The organism is Pantoea sp. (genome assembly GCF_032114055.1).
Classification (GTDB): Bacteria; Pseudomonadota; Gammaproteobacteria; order Enterobacterales; family Enterobacteriaceae; genus Pantoea.
This window is the reverse complement of the sequence record NZ_DAMCTB010000015.1, coordinates 20898-41077: the sequence shown is the minus strand read 5'-3', so window position 1 is coordinate 41077 and position 20180 is coordinate 20898. Positions and strand designations below refer to the sequence as shown.

At 53.8% G+C, this 20180-nt stretch carries 27 protein-coding genes and 1 tRNA gene; 19 read left to right on the top strand and 9 right to left on the bottom strand.

Features of this window, described 5'->3' with window-relative positions:
* Positions 1 to 21: 21 nt before the first annotated feature.
* From fliJ to RT657_RS18365, 12 genes are all read left to right on the top strand, one after another.
* A complete protein-coding gene (gene fliJ, locus RT657_RS18420) occupies positions 22 to 465 on the top strand; it encodes a flagellar export protein FliJ (protein WP_313656193.1) in 444 nt (147 codons plus the stop codon).
* Positions 462 to 1733, top strand: a complete 1272-nt coding sequence (locus tag RT657_RS18415) for a flagellar hook-length control protein FliK (RefSeq protein WP_313656192.1) — start codon at positions 462 to 464, stop codon at positions 1731 to 1733. The genes fliJ and RT657_RS18415 overlap by 4 nt, the downstream gene beginning before the upstream one ends.
* Before the next feature lie 129 nt (positions 1734 to 1862).
* Positions 1863 to 2348 (top strand): flagellar basal body-associated protein FliL, encoded by a 486-nt coding sequence (fliL, locus tag RT657_RS18410; protein ID WP_279768036.1) that lies wholly within the window; start codon positions 1863 to 1865, stop codon positions 2346 to 2348.
* Positions 2349 to 2352: 4 nt separating this feature from the next.
* Positions 2353 to 3360 (top strand): flagellar motor switch protein FliM, encoded by a 1008-nt coding sequence (gene fliM / locus RT657_RS18405; RefSeq protein ID WP_313656188.1) that lies wholly within the window; start codon positions 2353 to 2355, stop codon positions 3358 to 3360.
* Positions 3353 to 3766 (top strand): flagellar motor switch protein FliN, encoded by a 414-nt coding sequence (gene fliN / locus RT657_RS18400; RefSeq protein WP_313656186.1) that lies wholly within the window; start codon positions 3353 to 3355, stop codon positions 3764 to 3766. Before fliM ends, fliN begins: the two co-directional genes overlap by 8 nt.
* A gap of 13 nt (positions 3767 to 3779) precedes the next feature.
* Entirely contained in the window at positions 3780 to 4178 is a 399-nt protein-coding gene (fliO, locus tag RT657_RS18395) for a flagellar biosynthetic protein FliO (protein WP_111142211.1), read from the top strand.
* Positions 4178 to 4909, top strand: coding sequence for a flagellar type III secretion system pore protein FliP (gene fliP / locus RT657_RS18390; RefSeq protein WP_128084380.1), 732 nt, complete (start codon positions 4178 to 4180; stop codon positions 4907 to 4909). The genes fliO and fliP overlap by 1 nt, the downstream gene beginning before the upstream one ends.
* Before the next feature lie 26 nt (positions 4910 to 4935).
* Positions 4936 to 5205 (top strand): flagellar biosynthesis protein FliQ, encoded by a 270-nt coding sequence (gene fliQ, locus RT657_RS18385; protein WP_003854466.1) that lies wholly within the window; start codon positions 4936 to 4938, stop codon positions 5203 to 5205.
* Positions 5205 to 5990, top strand: coding sequence for a flagellar biosynthetic protein FliR (fliR, locus tag RT657_RS18380; RefSeq protein ID WP_313656184.1), 786 nt, complete (start codon positions 5205 to 5207; stop codon positions 5988 to 5990). Before fliQ ends, fliR begins: the two co-directional genes overlap by 1 nt.
* Positions 5991 to 6236: 246 nt before the next feature.
* Positions 6237 to 6587 carry a hypothetical protein gene (locus tag RT657_RS18375; RefSeq protein WP_313656182.1) on the top strand — a complete coding sequence of 117 codons (351 nt, stop codon included), beginning with the start codon at positions 6237 to 6239 and terminating at the stop codon, positions 6585 to 6587.
* Positions 6588 to 6617: 30 nt separating this feature from the next.
* Positions 6618 to 7253, top strand: a complete 636-nt coding sequence (gene rcsA / locus RT657_RS18370) for a transcriptional regulator RcsA (protein ID WP_313656180.1) — start codon at positions 6618 to 6620, stop codon at positions 7251 to 7253.
* A 143-nt stretch (positions 7254 to 7396) separates the two neighbouring features.
* A complete protein-coding gene (locus RT657_RS18365; protein ID WP_313656178.1) occupies positions 7397 to 9103 on the top strand; it encodes a methyl-accepting chemotaxis protein in 1707 nt (568 codons plus the stop codon).
* Between the two features lie 140 nt (positions 9104 to 9243).
* Here the strand turns inward: RT657_RS18365 and dsrB are convergent, their stop codons facing one another.
* Positions 9244 to 9438 carry a protein DsrB gene (gene dsrB, locus RT657_RS18360; RefSeq protein WP_313656176.1) on the bottom strand — a complete coding sequence of 65 codons (195 nt, stop codon included), beginning with the start codon at positions 9436 to 9438 and terminating at the stop codon, positions 9244 to 9246.
* Positions 9439 to 9501: 63 nt separating this feature from the next.
* Positions 9502 to 9660, bottom strand: coding sequence for a YqaE/Pmp3 family membrane protein (locus RT657_RS18355; RefSeq protein ID WP_313656174.1), 159 nt, complete (start codon positions 9658 to 9660; stop codon positions 9502 to 9504).
* Between the two features lie 316 nt (positions 9661 to 9976).
* Here RT657_RS18355 and RT657_RS18350 point away from each other — a divergent pair, with 316 nt between their 5' ends.
* The 3 genes from RT657_RS18350 (at position 9977) to RT657_RS18340 (ending at position 12602) form a co-directional block, all read left to right on the top strand.
* Positions 9977 to 10210: a DUF2525 domain-containing protein gene (locus RT657_RS18350; protein WP_313656172.1), complete on the top strand. Its 234-nt coding sequence runs from the start codon at positions 9977 to 9979 to the stop codon at positions 10208 to 10210.
* A gap of 352 nt (positions 10211 to 10562) precedes the next feature.
* Positions 10563 to 11351 (top strand): mannosyl-3-phosphoglycerate phosphatase-related protein, encoded by a 789-nt coding sequence (locus tag RT657_RS18345; RefSeq protein ID WP_313656170.1) that lies wholly within the window; start codon positions 10563 to 10565, stop codon positions 11349 to 11351.
* Between the two features lie 30 nt (positions 11352 to 11381).
* Positions 11382 to 12602: a glycosyl transferase gene (locus RT657_RS18340; protein WP_313656168.1), complete on the top strand. Its 1221-nt coding sequence runs from the start codon at positions 11382 to 11384 to the stop codon at positions 12600 to 12602.
* Between the two features lie 84 nt (positions 12603 to 12686).
* Here the strand turns inward: RT657_RS18340 and RT657_RS18335 are convergent, their stop codons facing one another.
* The 5 genes from RT657_RS18335 to RT657_RS18315 form a co-directional block, all read right to left on the bottom strand.
* Positions 12687 to 12866 carry a YodC family protein gene (locus RT657_RS18335; protein WP_128084363.1) on the bottom strand — a complete coding sequence of 60 codons (180 nt, stop codon included), beginning with the start codon at positions 12864 to 12866 and terminating at the stop codon, positions 12687 to 12689.
* 188 nt (positions 12867 to 13054) lie between these two features.
* Positions 13055 to 13186, bottom strand: a complete 132-nt coding sequence (locus RT657_RS18330; RefSeq protein WP_003854444.1) for a hypothetical protein — start codon at positions 13184 to 13186, stop codon at positions 13055 to 13057.
* Positions 13187 to 13219: 33 nt separating this feature from the next.
* Positions 13220 to 14131 (bottom strand): DUF808 domain-containing protein, encoded by a 912-nt coding sequence (locus RT657_RS18325; RefSeq protein WP_313656167.1) that lies wholly within the window; start codon positions 14129 to 14131, stop codon positions 13220 to 13222.
* Positions 14132 to 14141: 10 nt separating this feature from the next.
* On the bottom strand, positions 14142 to 14417 hold the full coding sequence (locus RT657_RS18320) for a hypothetical protein (protein WP_313656166.1): 276 nt from the start codon (positions 14415 to 14417) through the stop codon (positions 14142 to 14144).
* Between the two features lie 52 nt (positions 14418 to 14469).
* Entirely contained in the window at positions 14470 to 14949 is a 480-nt protein-coding gene (locus RT657_RS18315) for a DNA mismatch endonuclease Vsr (RefSeq protein ID WP_313656164.1), read from the bottom strand.
* 189 nt (positions 14950 to 15138) lie between these two features.
* On the opposite strand from RT657_RS18315, the gene dcm reads away from it, so the two are divergent.
* Positions 15139 to 16524 carry a DNA (cytosine-5-)-methyltransferase gene (dcm, locus tag RT657_RS18310; protein WP_313656163.1) on the top strand — a complete coding sequence of 462 codons (1386 nt, stop codon included), beginning with the start codon at positions 15139 to 15141 and terminating at the stop codon, positions 16522 to 16524.
* A gap of 33 nt (positions 16525 to 16557) precedes the next feature.
* Here dcm and RT657_RS18305 read toward each other — a convergent pair whose 3' ends face one another.
* Both RT657_RS18305 and RT657_RS18300 read right to left on the bottom strand, forming a co-directional pair.
* Positions 16558 to 16839 (bottom strand): Arc family DNA-binding protein, encoded by a 282-nt coding sequence (locus RT657_RS18305; protein ID WP_313656162.1) that lies wholly within the window; start codon positions 16837 to 16839, stop codon positions 16558 to 16560.
* Between the two features lie 72 nt (positions 16840 to 16911).
* Positions 16912 to 17616: a phosphohydrolase gene (locus tag RT657_RS18300; protein WP_313656161.1), complete on the bottom strand. Its 705-nt coding sequence runs from the start codon at positions 17614 to 17616 to the stop codon at positions 16912 to 16914.
* A gap of 611 nt (positions 17617 to 18227) precedes the next feature.
* Here RT657_RS18300 and RT657_RS18295 point away from each other — a divergent pair.
* From RT657_RS18295 to RT657_RS18285, 3 genes are all read left to right on the top strand, one after another.
* Complete coding sequence (locus tag RT657_RS18295; protein WP_313656159.1) at positions 18228 to 18905, top strand: hypothetical protein; 678 nt, start codon at positions 18228 to 18230, stop codon at positions 18903 to 18905.
* Between the two features lie 168 nt (positions 18906 to 19073).
* Positions 19074 to 19847, top strand: coding sequence for a DgsA anti-repressor MtfA (gene mtfA / locus RT657_RS18290; RefSeq protein ID WP_313656158.1), 774 nt, complete (start codon positions 19074 to 19076; stop codon positions 19845 to 19847).
* A 103-nt stretch (positions 19848 to 19950) separates the two neighbouring features.
* Positions 19951 to 20026 (top strand) — tRNA-Asn (locus RT657_RS18285).
* The last annotated feature ends 154 nt before the right edge of the window (positions 20027 to 20180 follow it).

Below are 20180 nucleotides of genomic sequence, written 5' to 3'. Positions count from 1 at the left end.
CTTTAACGCGAGGTAACGGCAATGAAAACGGCAAATGCCATCGACACGCTGCGTGATTTAGCGGAGCAGGATCTCGAACGTGCCGCCATTTACTTAGGCGATATGCGTCGCGGCCAGCATGCCGCCAGCGAGCAGCTGACGATGCTGCTCGACTATCAGGACGAATATCGCAACAAACTTAATGATGATATGTCATCGGGTATCGCCAGTACCCGCTGGACCAACTATCACCAGTTTATTCAGACGCTGGAAAAAGCAATCGAACAGCACCGTAACCAGCTCAATCACTGGAATCAGCGGCTTGAGCAGGCGCTGATCAACTGGCGCGACAAGCAGAAACGGCTGAACGCCTATCAGACCCTGATTACGCGGGCAGCAGAAAACGCATCACGACAGGAAAACCGTCTCGACCAGAAACGGATGGACGAATTTGCCCAACGGGCCGCATTGAGGAGAGGCGAATGATCACGCTGCCACACATTGCCACAAAAGCGGCGGTGAAAACCGACGCAGACCCCCTCGTCTCCGCTGATGCGGCGACGGGAAAGGAGGCCCTGCCGCAGGACTTTCTGACTGCACTGGGCAACCAGCTGCTGGGCCTTTCTAAACAGCCCGGCAAAACATTGCAATCGGCTGATGTTAAAGCAGAAAAGGCTGAAGATCCGCGTGCAAAAGCCCCGCTGAATGGGCTCATGGCGGCGCTGGATAATCCGGCTGCGTTAAGCGGTCTGTTTACACCGGAAAATATTAAAGCTGATACAAAATCAGCCGATGATAAAGACAAGCCGGACGTGGCCTCCCTGAGCGCCAGCGAGCTGCAGAATGTGCAGGCGCTGTTTGCCATGTTACCGGGCGTGACCACCGCTGCTGCCGCGACGCCAACGCCGACGCCAGTCAGTAGTGAGGCAGGCGAGCTGACGGCCCAGGCTGACGGCGGCCGCAAAGCACAGAACCCGCTGATGTCACTGCTCAGCAGTGCGCAGAATAGTGCGCCAGCGGGGAAAGATGAAAAGCATGACGCTAAAGGCGCCATTCCTGACTCGCCCGTGCTCAGCAGCCCAGCCAGCCCGGCTTCAGCCGCTGCGCACAGCGCGCCAGGCACTGGTCTGACGCCCGACAGCAGTTTTCAGCAGGCACTGAACACCTTTGTGAAACAGGACGATCAGGCTGCGGCAAACGCCAGCAACGGCGATAACACAGTTACTGCACTGCCTGTCACCAGCGCCAGCAGCCTGCCTGCGCCTGTGACCGCCTCGGCGACCAGCAGCACGCCGGCCACACCGATGCTGAATGCACAACTGGGCAGCGATGAGTGGCAGCAGGCACTGAGTCAGCAGATTGTGATGTTTAGCCGTAACGGGCAGCAGAACGCGGAGTTGCGCCTGCATCCGGAAGACCTTGGCGCTATCCAGATTAGCCTGAAGCTGGATAACGACCAGGCACAAATTAGTCTGGTTTCCAGCCACAGCCATGTCAGATCGGCGCTGGAAGCCGCGATACCGCAGCTGCGCAGCGCGCTGGCAGAGAGCGGCATCAACCTGGGCGAAAGTCAGGTGAGCAGTGACAGTTCCGCGCAGGGCCAGAGCTTCCAGCAGCAGGAGGCGCCTCGCGATGGACAGCATGGCCGCTTCTCCCTCTCCCAGGACAATGACAACGACATCACGCCGATTGCCGTCCCCGCCGCCCTTCAGGCTCGCGTCAGCGGCAACAGCGCCGTCGACACTTTTGCCTGACAGCGACAAACGCTGAAGGTAAGCGTAAAACCCGCGTCTTTTCTTCCCATTGGTTTGACTTAAGACGCGGGATAATCTGTCCCGTGAGCCGAGAGGCTTGCCCATAATTCACAGGAAGTAACTGCAACCATGTCTGATAACGCAAAAGCAAAAGGCCGCAAACGTAAACTCTTAATACCGGTGTTGCTCATTGTAACGCTGGCCGCTTGCAGCGTAGCAGGCTATGCAGTCTGGCGAATGATGAACAAACACGAGGGCGATAAGCCTGAGGTGGCGAAAGTTGAACCGCCTCCCGCTCCGGTCTTTTTTGCACTTGATACATTTACGGTTAACCTGGTCAATCCCGACAACGATCCTGACCGCGTGCTCTACGTAGGCTTTACCCTGCGTCTGGCCGATGAGGATACCCGTCGTCGGCTGAATGATTATCTGCCTGAGGTGCGCAGCCGTCTGCTGCTGCTGCTCTCGCGTCAGAGTGCTGCGGCACTGGCGACAGAGCAGGGAAAACAGGCACTTGTTGAACAAATTAAACAAGTGCTGACCCCTCCACTGGTAAAAGGTCAACCTCCGCAGGCTGTAAACGACGTGCTGTTTACTGCCTTCATTTTGAGGTGAATCAATGGGCGATAGTATTCTCTCCCAGGCTGAAATTGACGCCCTTCTGAACGGCGACAGTGGCGGCGCGGAAGAAGAAAAGAAACAAATGGGGCCGGAAGGCGATATTCGTCCTTACGACCCGAATACCCAGCGCCGCGTGGTGCGCGAGCGTCTGCAGGCGCTGGAGATTATTAACGAGCGTTTTGCCCGTAGTTTCCGTATGGCGCTGTTTAACCTGCTGCGCCGCAGCCCGGATATCAGCGTCGGGGCGATCAAGATTCAGCCGTACCATGAGTTTGCCCGCAATCTGCCGGTGCCAACTAACCTGAACCTGATCCACCTGAAACCGCTGCGCGGCACGGCGCTGGTGGTGTTCTCACCGAGCCTGGTGTTTATTGCCGTCGACAACCTGTTTGGTGGCGACGGACGCTTTCCGACCAAGGTCGAAGGCCGTGAGTTTACTCATACCGAGCAGCGCGTCATCCGCCGCATGCTGAAGCTGGCGCTGGATGGTTACAGCGATGCCTGGAAAGCGATTTATCCGCTGGACGTCGAGTATGTACGTTCAGAGATGCAGGTGAAGTTCACCAACATTACGACCTCGCCGAACGACATCGTGGTTAACACGCCGTTCCAGGTAGAGATCGGAAACCTGGTGGGTGAATTTAATATCTGCATCCCGTTTTCAATGATTGAACCGCTGCGCGAGCTGCTGGTGAATCCACCGCTCGAAAACTCACGTCAGGAAGATAACCACTGGCGTGACAACCTGGTCAAACAGGTGCAGCACTCTGAGCTGGAATTGATTGCACACTTTGCCGAAACCTCACTGCGTCTGTCACGGATCCTGCAGCTGAAACCTGGCGACGTGCTGCCGATTGAGAAGCCTGAACGCATTATCGCCCATGTCGATAGCGTCCCGGTCTTAACCAGCCAATATGGCACGATGAATGGTCAGTACGCGCTCCGTGTTGAACACCTGATTAACCCGATTTTGAATTCGCTGAACGAGGAACAGCCCCATGACTGACAGTAATAAACCGTCTGATGATATCTCTGCAGACGATCTGTGGGCTGAAGCGATGAATGAGCAGGTCGGCAGCAGCAGCAGTAGTGCGCCGCAGACCGACGATGTCTTTAAATCATTCGACAGCGGCAACGTCGCTGGCTCGCTGCAGGATATCGACCTGATTATGGATATCCCGGTGAAGCTGACCGTGGAGCTGGGCCGCACCAAGATGACCATCAAAGAGCTGCTGCGTCTGACGCAGGGGTCTGTGGTGTCACTGGATGGCCTGGCAGGTGAACCGCTGGATATTCTGATCAACGGTTACCTGATCGCGCAGGGTGAAGTCGTGGTTGTGAACGACAAATATGGCGTACGCATCACCGATATCATCACCCCGTCTGAACGCATGCGTCGTCTGAGTCGCTAAAGAGTCCCTGACTATGAACAGCCAGAATCAAACGCTGCAAACGGCGACACCGCACGCCCAGGCGATCTCAACCGGCTCAATGCTGGCGCAGGTTAGCAGCGTTTTAGCCGTTATTATTTTATTGATTCTGGCTTGCGCCTGGCTGGCACGTCGTGCCGGCTTCGCCCCGAAGAAAGTCAGTAGCCAGGAGCTGAAGCTCACCGCCAGCGTCTCCGTTGGCCAGCGTGAACGCGTCGTGATTGTTGATACGGCCGATGCCCGCCTGGTACTGGGCGTCACCGCGCAGCAGATTACGCATCTGCATACGCTTCCGCCGGGTCAGCCGGTCTCCGTGACGCCCGACAACCGTGCGCCACAGGATTTTCGTCAGTTGTTACAGAACCTGGTTAAACGTCCCGGAAAACCACAATGATGCGTCGACTGCTTCCTTTACTGCCACTGTTGTTACTGGCACCGGCTGCTCATGCCCAGCTGCCGGGCCTGGTGAGCCACTCGCTGCCTGGCGGCGGACAGAGCTGGTCCCTGCCGGTTCAGACGCTGGTCTTTATTACTGCGCTGACCTTTATTCCGGCGGTGCTGCTGATGATGACCAGCTTCACCCGCATCATCATTGTATTTGGTTTACTGCGTAACGCCCTGGGCACGCCCTCGGCGCCGCCTAACCAGGTGCTGCTCGGTCTGTCGCTGTTCCTGACCTTCTTTATTATGGCGCCCACCTTCGACAAAATTTATCAGGATGCTTATCTGCCCTTCAGTCAGGACAAGATCAGCATGGATGTAGCGATTGAGAAAGGTGCCCAGCCGCTGCGTGACTTTATGCTGCGTCAGACCCGCGAAGCGGATCTGGCCCTGTTTGCCCGGCTGGCTAACACCGCGCCGATTGCCGGCCCGGAAGCGGTGCCGATGCGTATTCTGCTGCCAGCCTACGTGACCAGTGAACTCAAGACCGCTTTCCAGATTGGCTTTACCGTCTTCATTCCGTTCCTGATCATCGACCTGGTTGTCGCCAGTGTGCTGATGGCGCTGGGCATGATGATGGTTCCGCCCGCAACCATATCGCTGCCGTTTAAGCTGATGCTGTTTGTGCTGGTCGACGGCTGGCAGCTGCTGGTCGGTTCACTGGCGCAAAGCTTCTACTCCTGATCCCCCTTTTTTTACCGGAGCAACACATGACACCTGAATCAGTAATGGTAATGGGACAGGAAGCGATGCGCGTCGCCCTGATGCTGGCCGCCCCGCTGCTGCTGGCCGCGCTGGTCAGCGGTCTGCTGATCAGCCTGATTCAGGCGGCGACGCAGGTCAACGAACAGACCTTATCCTTTATTCCTAAAATTCTGGCGGTCGCCACGACCGGCATTATTGCGGGTCCGTGGATGCTGAATCTGCTGCTGGACTATATCCGCACCGTCTTTACTAACCTGCCTTATATCATCGGCTGATGATTACTCTCGACAGCAGTCAGCTGGTTCAGTGGGTCAGCCAGTTCTTCTGGCCTCTGGTGCGCATCATGGCGCTGTTCGCCACCGCACCGATTCTCAGTGAACGATCGGTCAGCAAGCGTGTCAAAATTGGGCTGGCTGTGATGATTACCTGGCTACTGATGCCGCTGTTACCTGCCGTCAATGTCACCCTGTTTTCTCCGGCTGGCTTCTGGCTGCTCATTCAGCAAATGCTGATTGGTATTGCACTCGGTTTTACCATGCAGTTTGCCTTTGCTGCCGTGCGCTGCGCGGGTGAGGTCATTGGTCTGCAGATGGGTATCTCCTTCGCCACCTTTTTTGATCCTGGCAGCCGGCTTAACATGCCGGTGCTGGCCCGTTTCCTCGACATGCTGGCAATGTTACTTTTCCTGACCTTCAACGGTCATCTATGGCTGATCTCGCTGCTGGCGGACAGTTTTCATACGCTACCGATTGGTGGTCACCCGCTTAATGCCAACGCATTTATGGCACTGGTGAAATCAGGCGGATTAATTTTCCTTAATGGCATGATGTTAGCGCTACCCTTAATCGTTTTGTTACTCATGCTAAATCTGGTACTAGGTTTGTTAAACCGTGTTTCACCACAGTTATCAATCTTCGCTATTGGCTTCCCCATTACCTTAACAGTCGGAATTTTAACCCTCAGTCTGCTGATGCCCCTTCTCGCCCCGTTTTGTGAGCATTTGTTTGGGGAAGTCTTTGATTTACTCACCCGCTTCCTCACGGAACTGTCCCGTCCCTGAACATTAAGTTTCTAACTATCTTTCCATCACAAAACTTAAGTATCACAAAACCATCACTGCATTTTCCGAACCATGTTTTCCAGAATGCAACTAAGGAAATTCTGATAAATGTGCGCAGAGTCTGAAAATAATTCTTATTAAACCGGGCTTCGCGTATTTTAGTCGGGTGGTTCACAGAAGCACTCAGACTGTGAATTGGCGGACAAATCGGTCAAGACATTGAATTTACAGGAAAAAAATCTTTAAGTGATTTTTCTTGTTAAAAAATGTTTTTTCCGGCATTGTCATCGCACGCTGAGGCGTCACACTTTCGTAAAACAAATGCTTTTGAGAATTATCCTATCAGAAAACTCTGTGTTTTCAGGGATAGTGATTTTGCTCTCAAAAAATGCGTTTTACTTTACCTCCGGCACTTCAGTGGCACTCCCCGCCATGGCCGGAGAATGTGTGACGTCAGGGCAGCACAAAATTTTTGCAGAACGGGTCAGGGATGAAGACTTTTATGGGCGTTTGCCTGTTGCCAAACTGCACGAGCAGAATAAAAAAGTACCTAAGAAATCTCTCTCGTACCGCAACGCGTATTCATCGTTGATTTAAACGGATAACAAATTGGTGAGGGTCGCTATTATGCCAACTATTATTATGGATTCCTGCAACTACACACGCCTGGGATTAACAGACTACATGTCTTTAAAAGGAGTTAAGAAGAAGAACATCTCGTCTGTCTCCGATATTGAGCAACTACAGCAAAAATGTGAGCAATTAAATCCTGGTGTCGTCTTTATTAATGAAGATTGTTTCATTCATGAGTCAGACTCCAGCGAACGCATTCGCACTATTATTACGCAGCATCCTGATACACTGTTTTTTATATTCATGGCGATCAGCAATATCCATTTTGAGGAATATCTCTACGTTCGTAAGAACCTGATTATTACATCAAAATCGATGAAAACTTCGACCCTTGATTCCTTACTCAGCACCTATTTGCAGAAGAAGCTTAATCAGTCTGCACGCATCTCTTCGGGCATGGATGTGCACCCGCTGACGTTAAGTCAGACTGAGTCAAACATGCTGAAAATGTGGATGTCAGGTCATGACACCATCCAGATTTCAGATAAAATGCAAATTAAGGCCAAAACGGTCTCGTCACACAAAGGAAATATTAAACGCAAAATCAAAACCCATAATAAACAGGTTATTTATCATGTGGTGCGTTTAACCGATAATGTGACCTCGGGTATTTATGTAAATATTCGCTGATTGTCGCACGTCTAAGACCGGCCTTACTGGCCGGTTTTTTTTATTGCTTGAAATTGGGAGCTACGTCTCACTCTTACTGTTAAGTGTTTATGCTCTTTTGCCGATGTTACGCTTTATAACAACAGCCTCAAGAGAGTAAGGATATGAACACTGCAGTAGATAATAATGGACAAAAAAGCGCGGGCCTCTGGCAGAATCTCCGTCTGGTGCCGCTGTTTAGCCTGATCTTCGGCGGCATTCTGCTGCTGTTTGCACTCTGTATCGGTGTCGCCAGTTACTTTCTGATTTTGAGCAATCACTCCCTCGATGATGCGACCAATGAAATTCAGGTGCGCATGGGCCTTTCAAACAGTTCCAACCACCTGCGTACCGCGCGTCTGACCATTATTCAGGCCGGTGCCGCCGCGCGCATTGGCGAAATGGATGCGTTTCGCGCCAATGTAGCGGCTGCTGAGAAACGCATTCAGCAGGCAAAAGAGGGCTTCGCCGTTTATGAAGCCCGTGAAGTGAAATCACCTGCCGATACGGAACTGGATGCCAGCCTCAGGGCCCGCTTTAATGATTACATTACTAAAGGCCTGATACCGATGATTGACGCCGGTAAGCAGGGCAGCTTTGAGGGTATTATCGCTCAGGAAACCGATGTCACCCGTAAGCTGGATGATGACTATAACGCGGTGCTACTGAAGGCGATCAAGATCCGTACTGACCGGGCGAATGCGATCACTGCACAGGCGGATCATCAGTCGCGCATCGGCTTTATCTCGATGGCAGCGGCCTTTACTGCCGCGCTGGTGCTGGTGCTGATGACCTTTGTCTTCCTGCGCCGCATCGTTATCACGCCGCTGCGCCAGTCGGTGCAGCATATCGAACGTATTGCTCAGGGCGATCTGACCTCCCCGCCTTTGCCGCATGGCCGCAGTGAAATCGGCACGCTGATCTATAACCTGCAGCTGATGCAGCAGGCGCTGGTCACCACGGTGGGAACAGTACGTGAAGGTGCGGTAGCGATTTACCAGGGTTCCAGTGAGATCTCAGCGGGTAACACCGATCTTTCGTCCCGGACTGAGCAGCAGGCTGCCGCGCTGGAGCAGACCGCAGCCAGCATGGAGCAGCTGACCGCGACTGTGAAACAGAACGCCGAGAACGCGCATCACGCCAGTCAGCTTGCCGCTGATGCGTCCGGTAAAGCGCGCAGCGGGGGCGAACTGGTCGGCAGTGTGGTGAAAACCATGAACAATATTTCTGGCAGCTCGAAGAAAATTGCCGAGATCACCAACGTCATTAACAGCATTGCGTTTCAGACCAACATCCTGGCGCTCAATGCCGCCGTTGAAGCTGCACGGGCGGGTGAACAGGGTCGCGGCTTTGCCGTCGTGGCCAGTGAAGTGCGCAATCTGGCGCAGCGGAGTGCGCAGGCGGCTAAGGAGATTGAATCCCTGATTTCGGAGTCGGTCACATTGATTAATGATGGCTCGCTTCAGGTTGGCGCCGCCGGCAGCACCATGGGTGAGATTGTCGAAGCGGTACGTCGCGTGACCGATATTATGTCAGAGATCGCGGCGGCATCGGACGAGCAAAGCCGGGGGATTCAGCAGGTCAGTCAGGCGGTTACCGAGATGGACAATGTGACTCAGCAAAACGCCTCTCTGGTGGAAGAAGCCACCGCTGCAGCCGCCTCGCTGGAAGATCAGGCCGGCAAACTGACCCAGGCCGTGTCAGCATTTCGTCTGCAGGAAACCACTGACAGGACGCATGCACCTGCGCGTGACGCGGCAAAGTTAAAGAGCCCTGCTATTACCCCACGTCCGGCGCTGGCTGCCGGTAACGATAACTGGGAAACTTTCTGATTCACGCCGGTTAAGGCTGCGGGCAGCATTCACCGAAAATTTAGCAGGCTGGTTTCACTCGCCAGCCGCCACATAGCCTCAGACAGCAAAAAGCCGCCTCCCCGTTTCAGGGAAAGGCGGCTTTTTTTACTGCGTCAGTTTCAGGCGTCCTGGTGCGGTTCAACAAAAATGCCATCCGGCTGGTGCAGTTCGTTGAAGAACCAGATGCCCAGCGGGTAATCCTCCAGCGCCACCAGAAACATGGTGCCCTCATTAAATGGCTCCATAGCCAGAATAGTCCCGATGCGGCGCGGGCCACCATCGGTTTTGACGCTGACGCGGTCATTAACCTTCATTATCGGTTCTCCTGATGATTAGCTGCATACAGTCTAAACGAAGAACCGTGGCGATGCAGCGCGTTAACGGCGGGCAATGACCCAGACAGCGTGAACGATACCCGGGATATAGCCACAGAGCGTCAGCAGGATATTCAGCCAGAAAGCCCCGCCAAAACCGACCTGCATAAACACGCCCAGTGGTGGCAGAAGAATGGCGATAATAATTTTTAAGAAATCCATAACCCTTCCTTTAGGTGTTGAAATAAATCAGCTTTATTTTCAACTATAGCCGAATATGCTCTGCTCAGGCGAAAAGTCAGGTAAATCTGAGTAAGGATGCCCCTTTTCGATTTCCTGACAGTTTGCTGCAGGACTTCTGACGCCCCTGGCCTTTACACTCTGCCTGCTGCTGCCCCCCCAGAGGTGCAGCTAACCTGTTAGTAACAAGGATTTTGCCCGCGCAGCGCGGGCTTTTTTTTATCTGCGATCTGTCCGATCTTCGCTTTCACTGTCGCGTTCTATACTGATTACTCTGTTTCCACCCGGGAGTCAGACTATGACAGACGAAAAACAGCTCAGTGACAGGCAGCCGTCAGAACTGATGGTGGATGTCGAAGGATTGCTGGCGGCAATTCAGGCCAGAACATCGGGCGAGGTGCGGGATTATATGGAGCAGGATCAGGCACCGCGGCTTGAAGCGGATGGCCGGATTTTTCACTCTTATCGTGAACTGGCTGAGGCGTTTGAAATTGACATCTGCGACTACCGTGCCAGCGAAGCCAACCGCTGAAATCGATTTCAAAAAAATACCCGGCGGGATGGCCGGGTAAAAAGTCAATTCGTTACACCAGGGAATTCTTAACACCTGTGCAGATTACGCGATCCCATCCATGAAACAAGTACCTGATATGCATATTTCTGCACGCTGTCTGGAAATTACTGTTGCGATGTTGCCGAAAACACCGCGCCAGACAGTCACTTAGTTCCTGTTTACTTACCCTGACTCTCTCCTTTGCCCCTATTTTTTAAGATTTTTCCTGGATTGGTGGCTGACGGCGCATTAATAAAAGTGTGCGCCAGATTCAACTATAATACTGAAAAATCGCTGCTTTAGCCGCAAATGTGATGAAAGGAGCCTGCTAATGCCCCATCTCCATCAGCCGTTAATGATTATTACTGACCTGGATGGTTCACTGCTCGACCACCATACCTATCGCTGGGATGCGGCCAGCGAATGGCTTACCACACTGAAACAGCAGGCTGTCCCGCTGGTGATCTGTACCAGCAAAACGGCCGCCGAGATTGTTCCGCTGCAAAAAAAGCTGGGCATTAGCGGCTCGCCCTTTATTGCTGAAAACGGTGCCGTGGTGCAGACGCACGATCAGCAACGCGTCCGCCTGAATCCTGCGCTGACCTATGAGGCGATCTGCAGCAAACTGGCTAAGATGAAAGCCCGCTATCGCTTTACCGGTTTTCATGACTTCTCCGATACGGACGTGGCCTCAATGACCGGCCTGAGTGAGGCGGATGCGGCGCTGTCGCGTCAGCGCGAAGCTTCCGAGGTAGTGGTCTGGCGCGACAGTGAGGACGCGCTGGTGCAGTTTCGCGAGGCGCTGGGCGCTGAAGGCCTGGCGCTGACTCAGGGGGGACGTTTCTGGCATGTGATGCCTGCGGGCAGCGGCAAGGGTGAAGCCCTGCGCTGGCTACTGGATCACTCACCCGGCGAGGCGCGCATTACCATCGGCCTGGGCGACGGACCTAACGATGCGCTGATGCTGGATGCGGTAGATTACGCCGTGGTGATCCGGGGCTACAGTAAGACCCCGGTCACGCTCACGCGCACCGACCAGCAGCAGGTCTATCACACGGCGCATCACGGCCCAGAGGGCTGGCGCGAAGGGCTGGACTATTTTTTGACTCAACCTCAATAAGCTGCCCACGGGCATTGAAAGGATGATGCGATGAGTGACTTCTATCAGAATGGCGTAATCACTAACTTCCACAACCTGACCCACCGCAGCGTGGAGTCGCTGGAAAAAGAGATGGTACGCTTTGCCCGCAAACGCAAAATGGGGCTGATCCTGCCATCGCTGTTTTCCGAACTTGAAGGCCCGGCGCTGACGAATATCGTCGATGAGCTGGCAAAAGTGCCCTATCTGGACGAGATTGTGATCGGTCTGGATCGGGCTGACCGCGACCAGTTTCTGTATGCCCGCGAATTTTTCTCCCGCCTGCCGCAACGGCATCGCATACTGTGGAATGACGGCCCGCGCCTTAAGGCGATTGATGCTGAACTGGATAAAGAGGGCTTATCCCCTACCCAGCCAGGCAAAGGGCGTAACGTCTGGTTCTGCACCGGCTATACACTCGCCTCAGATCGCACCAGCTGTGTTGCCCTGCATGACTGCGATATCGTCACTTATGAGCGTGGAATGCTGGCCCGCCTGCTCTATCCGCTGGCGAATCCGGCCTTTCAGTATGAGTTCTGTAAAGGCTTTTACGCACGCGTGGCCGATGGCAAACTTAATGGCCGCGTAGGCCGGTTACTAGTTGGCCCGCTGCTGCGCTCACTGCAGAAAGTCTACGGCCATTCAGAATACCTGGATTACCTGTCGAGCTTCCGTTACCCCCTTTCCGGCGAATTTGCTATGCGGACGCATGTGCTGAACGGCATAAAAATTCCGGGCGACTGGGGGCTGGAGATCGGCGTATTGTCGGAGATTTACCGTAACTACACGACCCGCCAGTCCTGTCAGGTTGAAATTGCTGACAATTATGATCATAAACACCAGCCGCTGGCGGAAGATGATGGCACGGGCGGCCTGAAACGCATGAGTAACGATATCGTTCAGTCTCTGCTGCGTAAGCTCGCGACGATGGGCGTCCCGCTGACCAGTGATTCATTCCGGGTGCTGAAGGCGACTTACTATCGTAATGCGCTGGATATCATGGAGACTTACAACCATGAGGCTGCGATGAACGGCCTGAAGTTTGATCAGCATGTGGAGGAAGCGGCGGTGGAGATGTTTACCCAGTCGATTCTGGAAGCGGGACAGGCCTTTATCGAGCGCCCCAACGACAAGCCGTTTATCCCGAGCTGGAGTCGGGTTCAGTCCGCGTTCCCGGATGTCTTACAGCGTATTTATCAGGCCGTTGAAGAGGATAACGACGGCAACGTCTGAGACTGATCGGGCGGCACAGGAGATATCTGCCACCGCCTGTCAGAAGCCGGGCCTGTCGGGTCGCAAACCCCTCAGGCCAGCGTCTCAGCCTGCCAGCTGCTGCGCCGGAGCTGTTGCGCACAGCTCATCGCTGCGGAAGGCTTCACTGCGCACCGCATAGCCGTCGTACCAGCGGCACTCGACCATGCCACTCGCGTAGCCGGTCACCACCATTGTCTGCCCCTCTTCCTTGTGTTGCACTTCCTCACTGATTGCAAAAACCATGATGCGCTCCTTTTACCAATGTTAATAACCGGGGTGATGATTTCCTTTATAGCAGGCGAATGGGGTTCCTGCCTGTTAGGGCACGCAAAAAGTGGGCAAATTCAGAATAAAGCAGAGAGATATGCGGAAAATAAAAAAAGCGGATAAAAAATATTATCCGCTTTGAGGGAATAGCTGTGGCGCTGACGTCAGATTTTGCACCCTTCGCAGTCGGCTTCGTCACCGAGATCGTCCGGCACTTCGCTGGCCTTCTTTTCCGCTTTCGCTTCAGCCTGCTCAAGCTGTGCGTCGATATCAAATTCAAACATGTCGTCGTTCATCGTCATTCTCCTGACCGTAAATCACAGTGCGCTTTATACCGATTTTCCGCGCACTCTGGCAATAAGGTTGACCACTAACAGCACGATCGACCCAATGATAAAGCCGAGCACCAGATTGGCTCCATTACTGAGCAGCATCGCGATCCAGCCGCTAAAGCCGCCGCTGACCTCCTCAATAAGATGATGCAGCGGAGCAATACCGTGCACCACAATGCCGCCACCAACCAGGAACATTGCGATAGTGCCGACTACGGTGAGAATCTTCATCAGCCACGGCGCAGCAGCCAGCAGCACGCCGCCAATGCCCTGCGCAAGGCGGGAGGGTTTCTCGCGCAGCCAGAAGCCCAGATCGTCGATTTTTACAATCGCCGCAACGATGCCGTAGACGCCAATGGTGACCAGAATCGCAATGCCCGCCAGGATAATGACCTGATTCAGCAGCGGCGACGCCGAGACGATGCCCAGGGTGATGGCAACGATCTCGGCAGAGAGAATAAAATCGGTCCGCACCGCACCTTTAATCTTCTTCTTTTCGAACTCCGCCGCGTTCTGATTCGCCAGCGAATCCAGTCGCTTCTGTCGTGCTTCCGGTGATTTACTCTGCTTGTCGTGCTGCAGGCTGTGCAGCACCTTCTCTACGCCTTCGTAGCAGAGGTAGGCACCGCCAATCATCAGCAGCGGCGTGATCAGCCAGGGCGCAAACGCTGAGATGATCAGCGCCAGCGGCACCAGAATCAGCTTGTTGAGAAACGATCCTTTGGCCACGCCCCAGACCACCGGCAGCTCGCGATTAGCTTTCACGCCCGTGACCTGCTGAGCGTTCAGTGACAAATCGTCTCCCAGCACGCCCGCGGTCTTTTTCGCCGCCACTTTCCCCATGACGGAAATATCGTCCAGAAGTGTTGCAATATCATCAAGTAAAGTGAGTAAACTGGTTCCCGCCAAAATCTTATCCTTAGTCTGGTTCGTTATGTTGACAACATGGGCATCGCTCAATTTCCGTCACGGTCATCTCGGCGATGCCCTCACAATCCCACTCGACCCGCACCTTCTCGCCTGCTGTGCTTTCCGCATGCAGATATTTACTGACCGGGCTTTCGGTCATGCCGGTAATTTCCTCCGTGGCGATCAGCCTCTCCCCGCAGTAGACCCGCGCGGTCGCTTTTGTGTTAACCATTCGCTCATCACGGATCTGATAAAGGCGTTTTACGGTCAGTTTTATGCTGCTCATTTCGGCCTCCTGGCCACGGAGAAAGCGCAGATCTAACCAATTATGTCGGGGATTAGCAATCTGCGTGGTAATGATGAATGCCCTGATAATCGATCTCAGCACTCTCTGACATTGCCAGCAGCCACTCCTCCAGCCGTTCCAGCAAATCCTGATCTGCCAGGCGCTGTTTGCCCCGCAGTGCGCACTCCCAGATAATCAGCACCTTCCAGCCCGCCGCCTGCAGCTGCCGCACGTAGCGCTGGTCACGTTCAACATTACTGTTGATTTTTCCGGTCCAGAACTCTGTGCGCGTCGCGGGCAGCTTGAAGAGATAGCAGTGATGACGATGCCAGAAACAGCCATGAACAAAAATAATCGCCTGCTGCTCTGTCAGAACGAAGTCAGGCCGCCCCGGCAGGTTTTTATCCTGCACGCGATAGCTGAAGCCACGGTCTTTCAGCAACAGCGCAATACGCTGCTCAATGGCCGTATCCTGAGCGCGAATCGCACGCATATTTTTGCTGCGTGTTTCGCTGGAGTGAACATCAGCCATAACCTCTCCTTTTTTGCTGGTTATGTAACTTTAGCCTGCACGGCGAAAAGCGAAAGTCGCCGCAGGCTGACGCTGGATGCAGGGCCGTAAAAGCAGAAGATTCCGGGGTGCTGCGGCAGAATACATCCCGGAATTTCCTCACGTCGCAGGGAGTGATAGCATAGGCGCCTTACTGTTAAGGAAAAATGCATGCATCCCGCCGCCCTCACTGAACCACTCTCTGCCGCCCTTTCCTCTGCCGATGCGTCTGAACGCGTGCAGCAGTTGCTGGAAATCTATTCGGTGCGTGATCTCACGGCCCGCCTGCAACAGGCCGGATTTACCGGCTGGACGTCAGCCCTGCTGAACCGCATACGTCAGGGTAAAAGCCCCCTGCCTCCTCTGAGTGAGGGGGAGCAGCAGCTGCTGCAGTCGCTGCTGCCGTCGCGGCCGGCCCATTATGATAATCCTGAATTCCGTTTTATCGACCTCTTTGCCGGGATTGGCGGCATTCGTAAAGGCTTCGAGGCGATTGGCGGCAAGTGCGTCTTCACCAGTGAATGGAATAAAGAGGCGGTGCGCACTTATAAAGCGAACCACTACAGCGATCCGCTGGAGCATCACTTCAACACCGATATCCGTCAGGTCACGCAGCCGGAAGGACTGACCGGTGATGACGAAATCTACCGGGCGATTGATGCCGCCATTCCCGATCATCAGGTGCTGCTGGCCGGTTTCCCCTGTCAGCCCTTTTCACTGGCGGGCGTCAGCAAAAAGAATGCGATGGGCCGTGCACATGGTTTTGAATGCCAGGTTCAGGGCACATTATTCTTTGATGTGGCCCGTATTCTGGCCGCCAAAAAGCCGCCGTTTTTTGTGCTGGAAAACGTGAAGAACCTGAAAAGCCATGATAAAGGCCGGACCTTCACCATTATCATGGAGACGCTGGATGAGCTGGGCTATGACGTCGCCGATGCCAGTACCGACAGCCCGGATGCCAAAGTGATCGATGCGCGTCACTTTCTGCCCCAGCATCGCGAACGCATTGTGCTGGTGGGCATTCGCCGCGATCTGAAAAAACAGGACTTTACGCTGCGCGATATCCGTCGCTTCTATCCTGCGCAGGTGCCGAGCCTGCAGAGCCTGCTGGAGCAGGCCCCGGACGACAAATATATTCTGTCGCCGGTGCTGTGGCGCTACCTCTATCAGTATGCGAAAAAGCACAAAGCCCGTGGCAATGGATTTGGTTTTGGCCTGAACGATCCACGCAATCCTGACTGCTGCGTACGAACGCTGTCGGCGCGTTATTATAAAGATGGCTCAGAAATTTTGATTGACCGCGGCTGGGACAGTGCATCCGGTGAGGCCGGGTTTAAGAATGCTGAAAACATGGCCCGCCGTCCGCGTCGCCTCTCGCCGCGCGAGTGCGCCCGCCTGATGGGTTTTGATGTGCCAGGCCAGGCGGCCTTTCGCATTCCGGTGTCAGACACGCAGGCGTATAAGCAGTTTGGTAATTCGGTCGTGGTCCCGGTATTCGCCGCAGTAGCTCAGCTCCTGCTGCCGCATATCCGCCAGCTGATGACGTCATCGCGCTGAAAAGAAAAAACCCGTCTTTCGACGGGTTTCTTTTTATTTCTTCTTCTTAGCCTGCTTCTTCAGCAGCAGGCGAATCTGCTTCAGCTCGGTCGCGGTCAGCCCCTCGGCCTTTTCATCAGCAGCGGTTGCTTTTTCTGCTGACTCTTCAGTGAGGTCCTGACTATCAATGGCCGGATGCGGATGCGTTTCCAGGCTGGCCTGTAATCGCTGAACGATCTCCTGGCTCATCGAAATCTGATTCTCCAGCGCAAGCTGTTTGATCGTTTCTTTCAGTTCAGGGTCAATTTTAATCGTTAAATTAACAGTTTCGGTCATTGCGCCACTCCTTTTTTGTTATGGCTACACGCTACCGGATGACCGTTTCGATTAACATACTGTCATAAAAATTTAATATTCCGCGCGCAATGGGGAGAAATCCCGCAGCACGGCCTCGTCGATTCCTGTGAGATTGCCCTGCAGTTCGGCGTAGAGTTTCGCCATATAACGCACCAGAAAATCTGCGTTGTGTTCCGCCAGCCTGCGACCCGTTTCCGTGTGCATCGTCTCTGGCAGGCGCAGCAGTTTCTTCTGGAAGTGATCCAGCGTCCATTTAACGTCATTCAGCTCGCGCTCTTTGCCTAAAGGATCCTGGCTGTCGAACAAAGGACGGTTCAGCGCACCGGCGGTATAGAAGACCCGCGCCAGCCCGATCGCGCCCAGTGACTCCAGCCGGTCAGCATCCTGCACAATTTTTGCTTCCAGCGTCTGCGGCGGTATGCCTGCGCTGAAACTGTGCGTTTTCACGGCATGCATAACGGCCTCAATTCGCTCAGCCGGAAAATCGGGAAAGTCCTGCTGCAGAATACGCTGGGTTTCCACTGCGGCATACGTTGAGGCGAGATGACGCTCCGGATGATTTTTAGGCAGATTAACGACATCGTGAAAATAGCAGGCAGTAAGTATCACCAGCGGATCGGCCGGTGTTCCGGTCATGATTCGCTGTGCGCTCATCCATACACGCCGCAGATGGGCGATATCGTGCGCGCCATCATCATGGATCCAGTTCGCCTGAAACCAGCTTTCGTAACGAGATTGCCAGAGTGTAATTGACATAGTCTGTCTCCCTGTAGTGATCGACAGCGGTTTCTCTGTCGTAATCAGTGCGCGAACGGCAAGCCATCATAGCGACTGGCTAATGACACTTTTTTTACAGTGCGGTCAAAAAGAGCGGAGCTGCCTGCAAATTCGGGCAGGAAAATGAGATCTGGATCATCTGTATAGCATCTCTGTTACACAATAACCGCAATTTCGGCGGTTTTCAGTCTTTCCTCAGTGAATTGCTGCTAAGAAAATTAGTTTAACATCAGTAATGTTTTGTTCTGCCTGCCGAAGGTCTTCGGGGCTGCCTGAACGCTTTTTTTTCTGGTCAATAATTGTAAAATTATCGCAGGCGATAGGGGAAAAAAACTGAAAAGGTTCCTATTTTTACCGTTATAACGTACTGTATCCGTGCTCTTCATCGCTTTCTGAAGCTGGCAGTGAAAGCGTTGGTGCGCTTTTTGCATTTTGCTGCTTTTCAACGTTTACCATGGCGCTTTTAAAGTGACTGTCAGGCGAAAAATTATTAAGCAGATTGATTTAAAAGCTTTATGATAACTCTCAGATGTGAAGCAAATGGACGTTTACAGCAGTAACCGGGTTCTACTAATAAAAAGAGGTAATCCATGAAAGAACGGCCGATTCTTTTTTCCGAACAGCGTGTTCGTGCCCTGTTGGTTGGCCAGCAAACACAAACCCGGCGCATTATGAAAACGCAGGCTTTCGGTCCGGGACAGGATCATCACGAAGGTGTACACGCTTTTGATGTGAGCGCGAACCATCTTCATGGCTATAAGATGATGTCGATGACAGACATCAGCTACCAGTGTCCGTATGGCAAACCCGGCGACATTCTCTGGGTGCGTGAGACCTGGCGAGGCCCCATCGTGCCAGAGCACGATCTGGCAGAATATGATCGCGACCCGACGCCGTTTCGTCAGCCGGAATTTTGCCAGTACCGGGCAGACAGCAACGAGCTGGGACAACATGCGATGAGCACACCAGAAGCTGAAGAGTTTGGCTGGCAGACTGCCATCCACATGCCGCGCTGGGCCAGCCGTATCAATCTGGAGATTACCGGTGTGCGTGCGGAAAAAATTCAGGATATCAGTGAAGATGACATCATGGCGGAAGGCGTACAGACCGACTCGCACTTCCTCAACAATTTCTTCACCATGAACGTCAATTCGGAGTCGCCCAAAGAGGCGTACCGCAAAGCGTGGCAAAAACAGTACGGTGCCACCAGCTGGGAAGTGAACCCCTGGGTCTGGGTCATTGAATTCCAGCGTGTTGAACGCAAATAACTCGCCAGAACTACGGTTTGCGGGTTAAATCACAGACAACGGCCGCGCTAACAGGTTGAATAAGCATTCAGCCCTGAAGTCAGAATCTGATGCCAGCATTCCATGCTGGCATTTTCATATCTGGCGCGTCAGGATAGCCAGAGAGTCCGGTTCTGTGCAGGAGTAACGATGTTCAAATGGCCCTGGAAAACGCATAACGACAGGCTGGTTGCCTTGCCCTGGCAGCAGGGACTTGCGCAACCGATCTTCCGCCCGCTCAGTGAAGCCGAGCAGCAGACGCTGGTCGCGCTGGCGACGCGCTTTCTGCAACAGAAAAAGCTGGTGGTGATGGAAGGCGCTGAGCTGGATGAACTGCGCAGCGTGCGCATTGCCCTGCTCTTCTGCCTGCCGGTGCTGAAGCTGGGTCTGGAGTGGCTGGACGGTTTTCATGATGTCCTCATCTATCCTGAGCCGTTCAGCGTTGAGGATCAGTGGCAGGATGAAGATGGACTGGTTCATCATTCGCCCGCCGTTCATGCCGGCCAGAGCTGGACGCAGGGGCCGGTAGTGCTCAACTGGCTCGATATTCAGGATTCGTTTGATCTCTCCGGTTTTAATCTGGTTATTCACGAGGTGGCACACAAGCTGGACGCGCGCGGCAGTGGTTACACCAGCGGCGTGCCCATGATGCCACTGCGTGATGTGGCGCAGTGGGAAAACGATCTGCGTGCCGCGATGACGGAGATCGAAACGGAAGTGGAACTGGTGGGTGAACAGGCCGCGACTATCGATCCCTACGCCGCCAGCGATCCGGCAGAGTGTTTTGCCGTTCTCTCTGAATACTTTTTTACGGCCCCGGTTCTGCTGGCTGAACGCTTTCCGGCCATGTATCAGCATCTGCAGCACTTTTATCAGCAGGATCCCTTGGGCAGAATGGCCGAAGAGACGGCCCAAAGTGCTTAAATCGTGATCGCTTTGCTTTAAAGCTAGCCAGTTGAATGATAATGTATTTTTTGCTGTTGACACCTTCGGGCGACGTCGTTAATATTCGCCTCGTTCCAACGATTCCTCTGTAGTTCAGTCGGTAGAACGGCGGACTGTTAATCCGTATGTCACTGGTTCGAGTCCAGTCAGAGGAGCCAGATTAGAAAAAGCAGCTATCTCCGGATAGCTGCTTTTTTGCTTTTCAGATGTCCCGGATTTCTTTTCCTGCATACTGTTTCTTTTATATCCCTCTGCCAATAACGTAAACGTCAGCTGGCTTTAGCCCGCACAGGCACACATCCTTCTGTCACC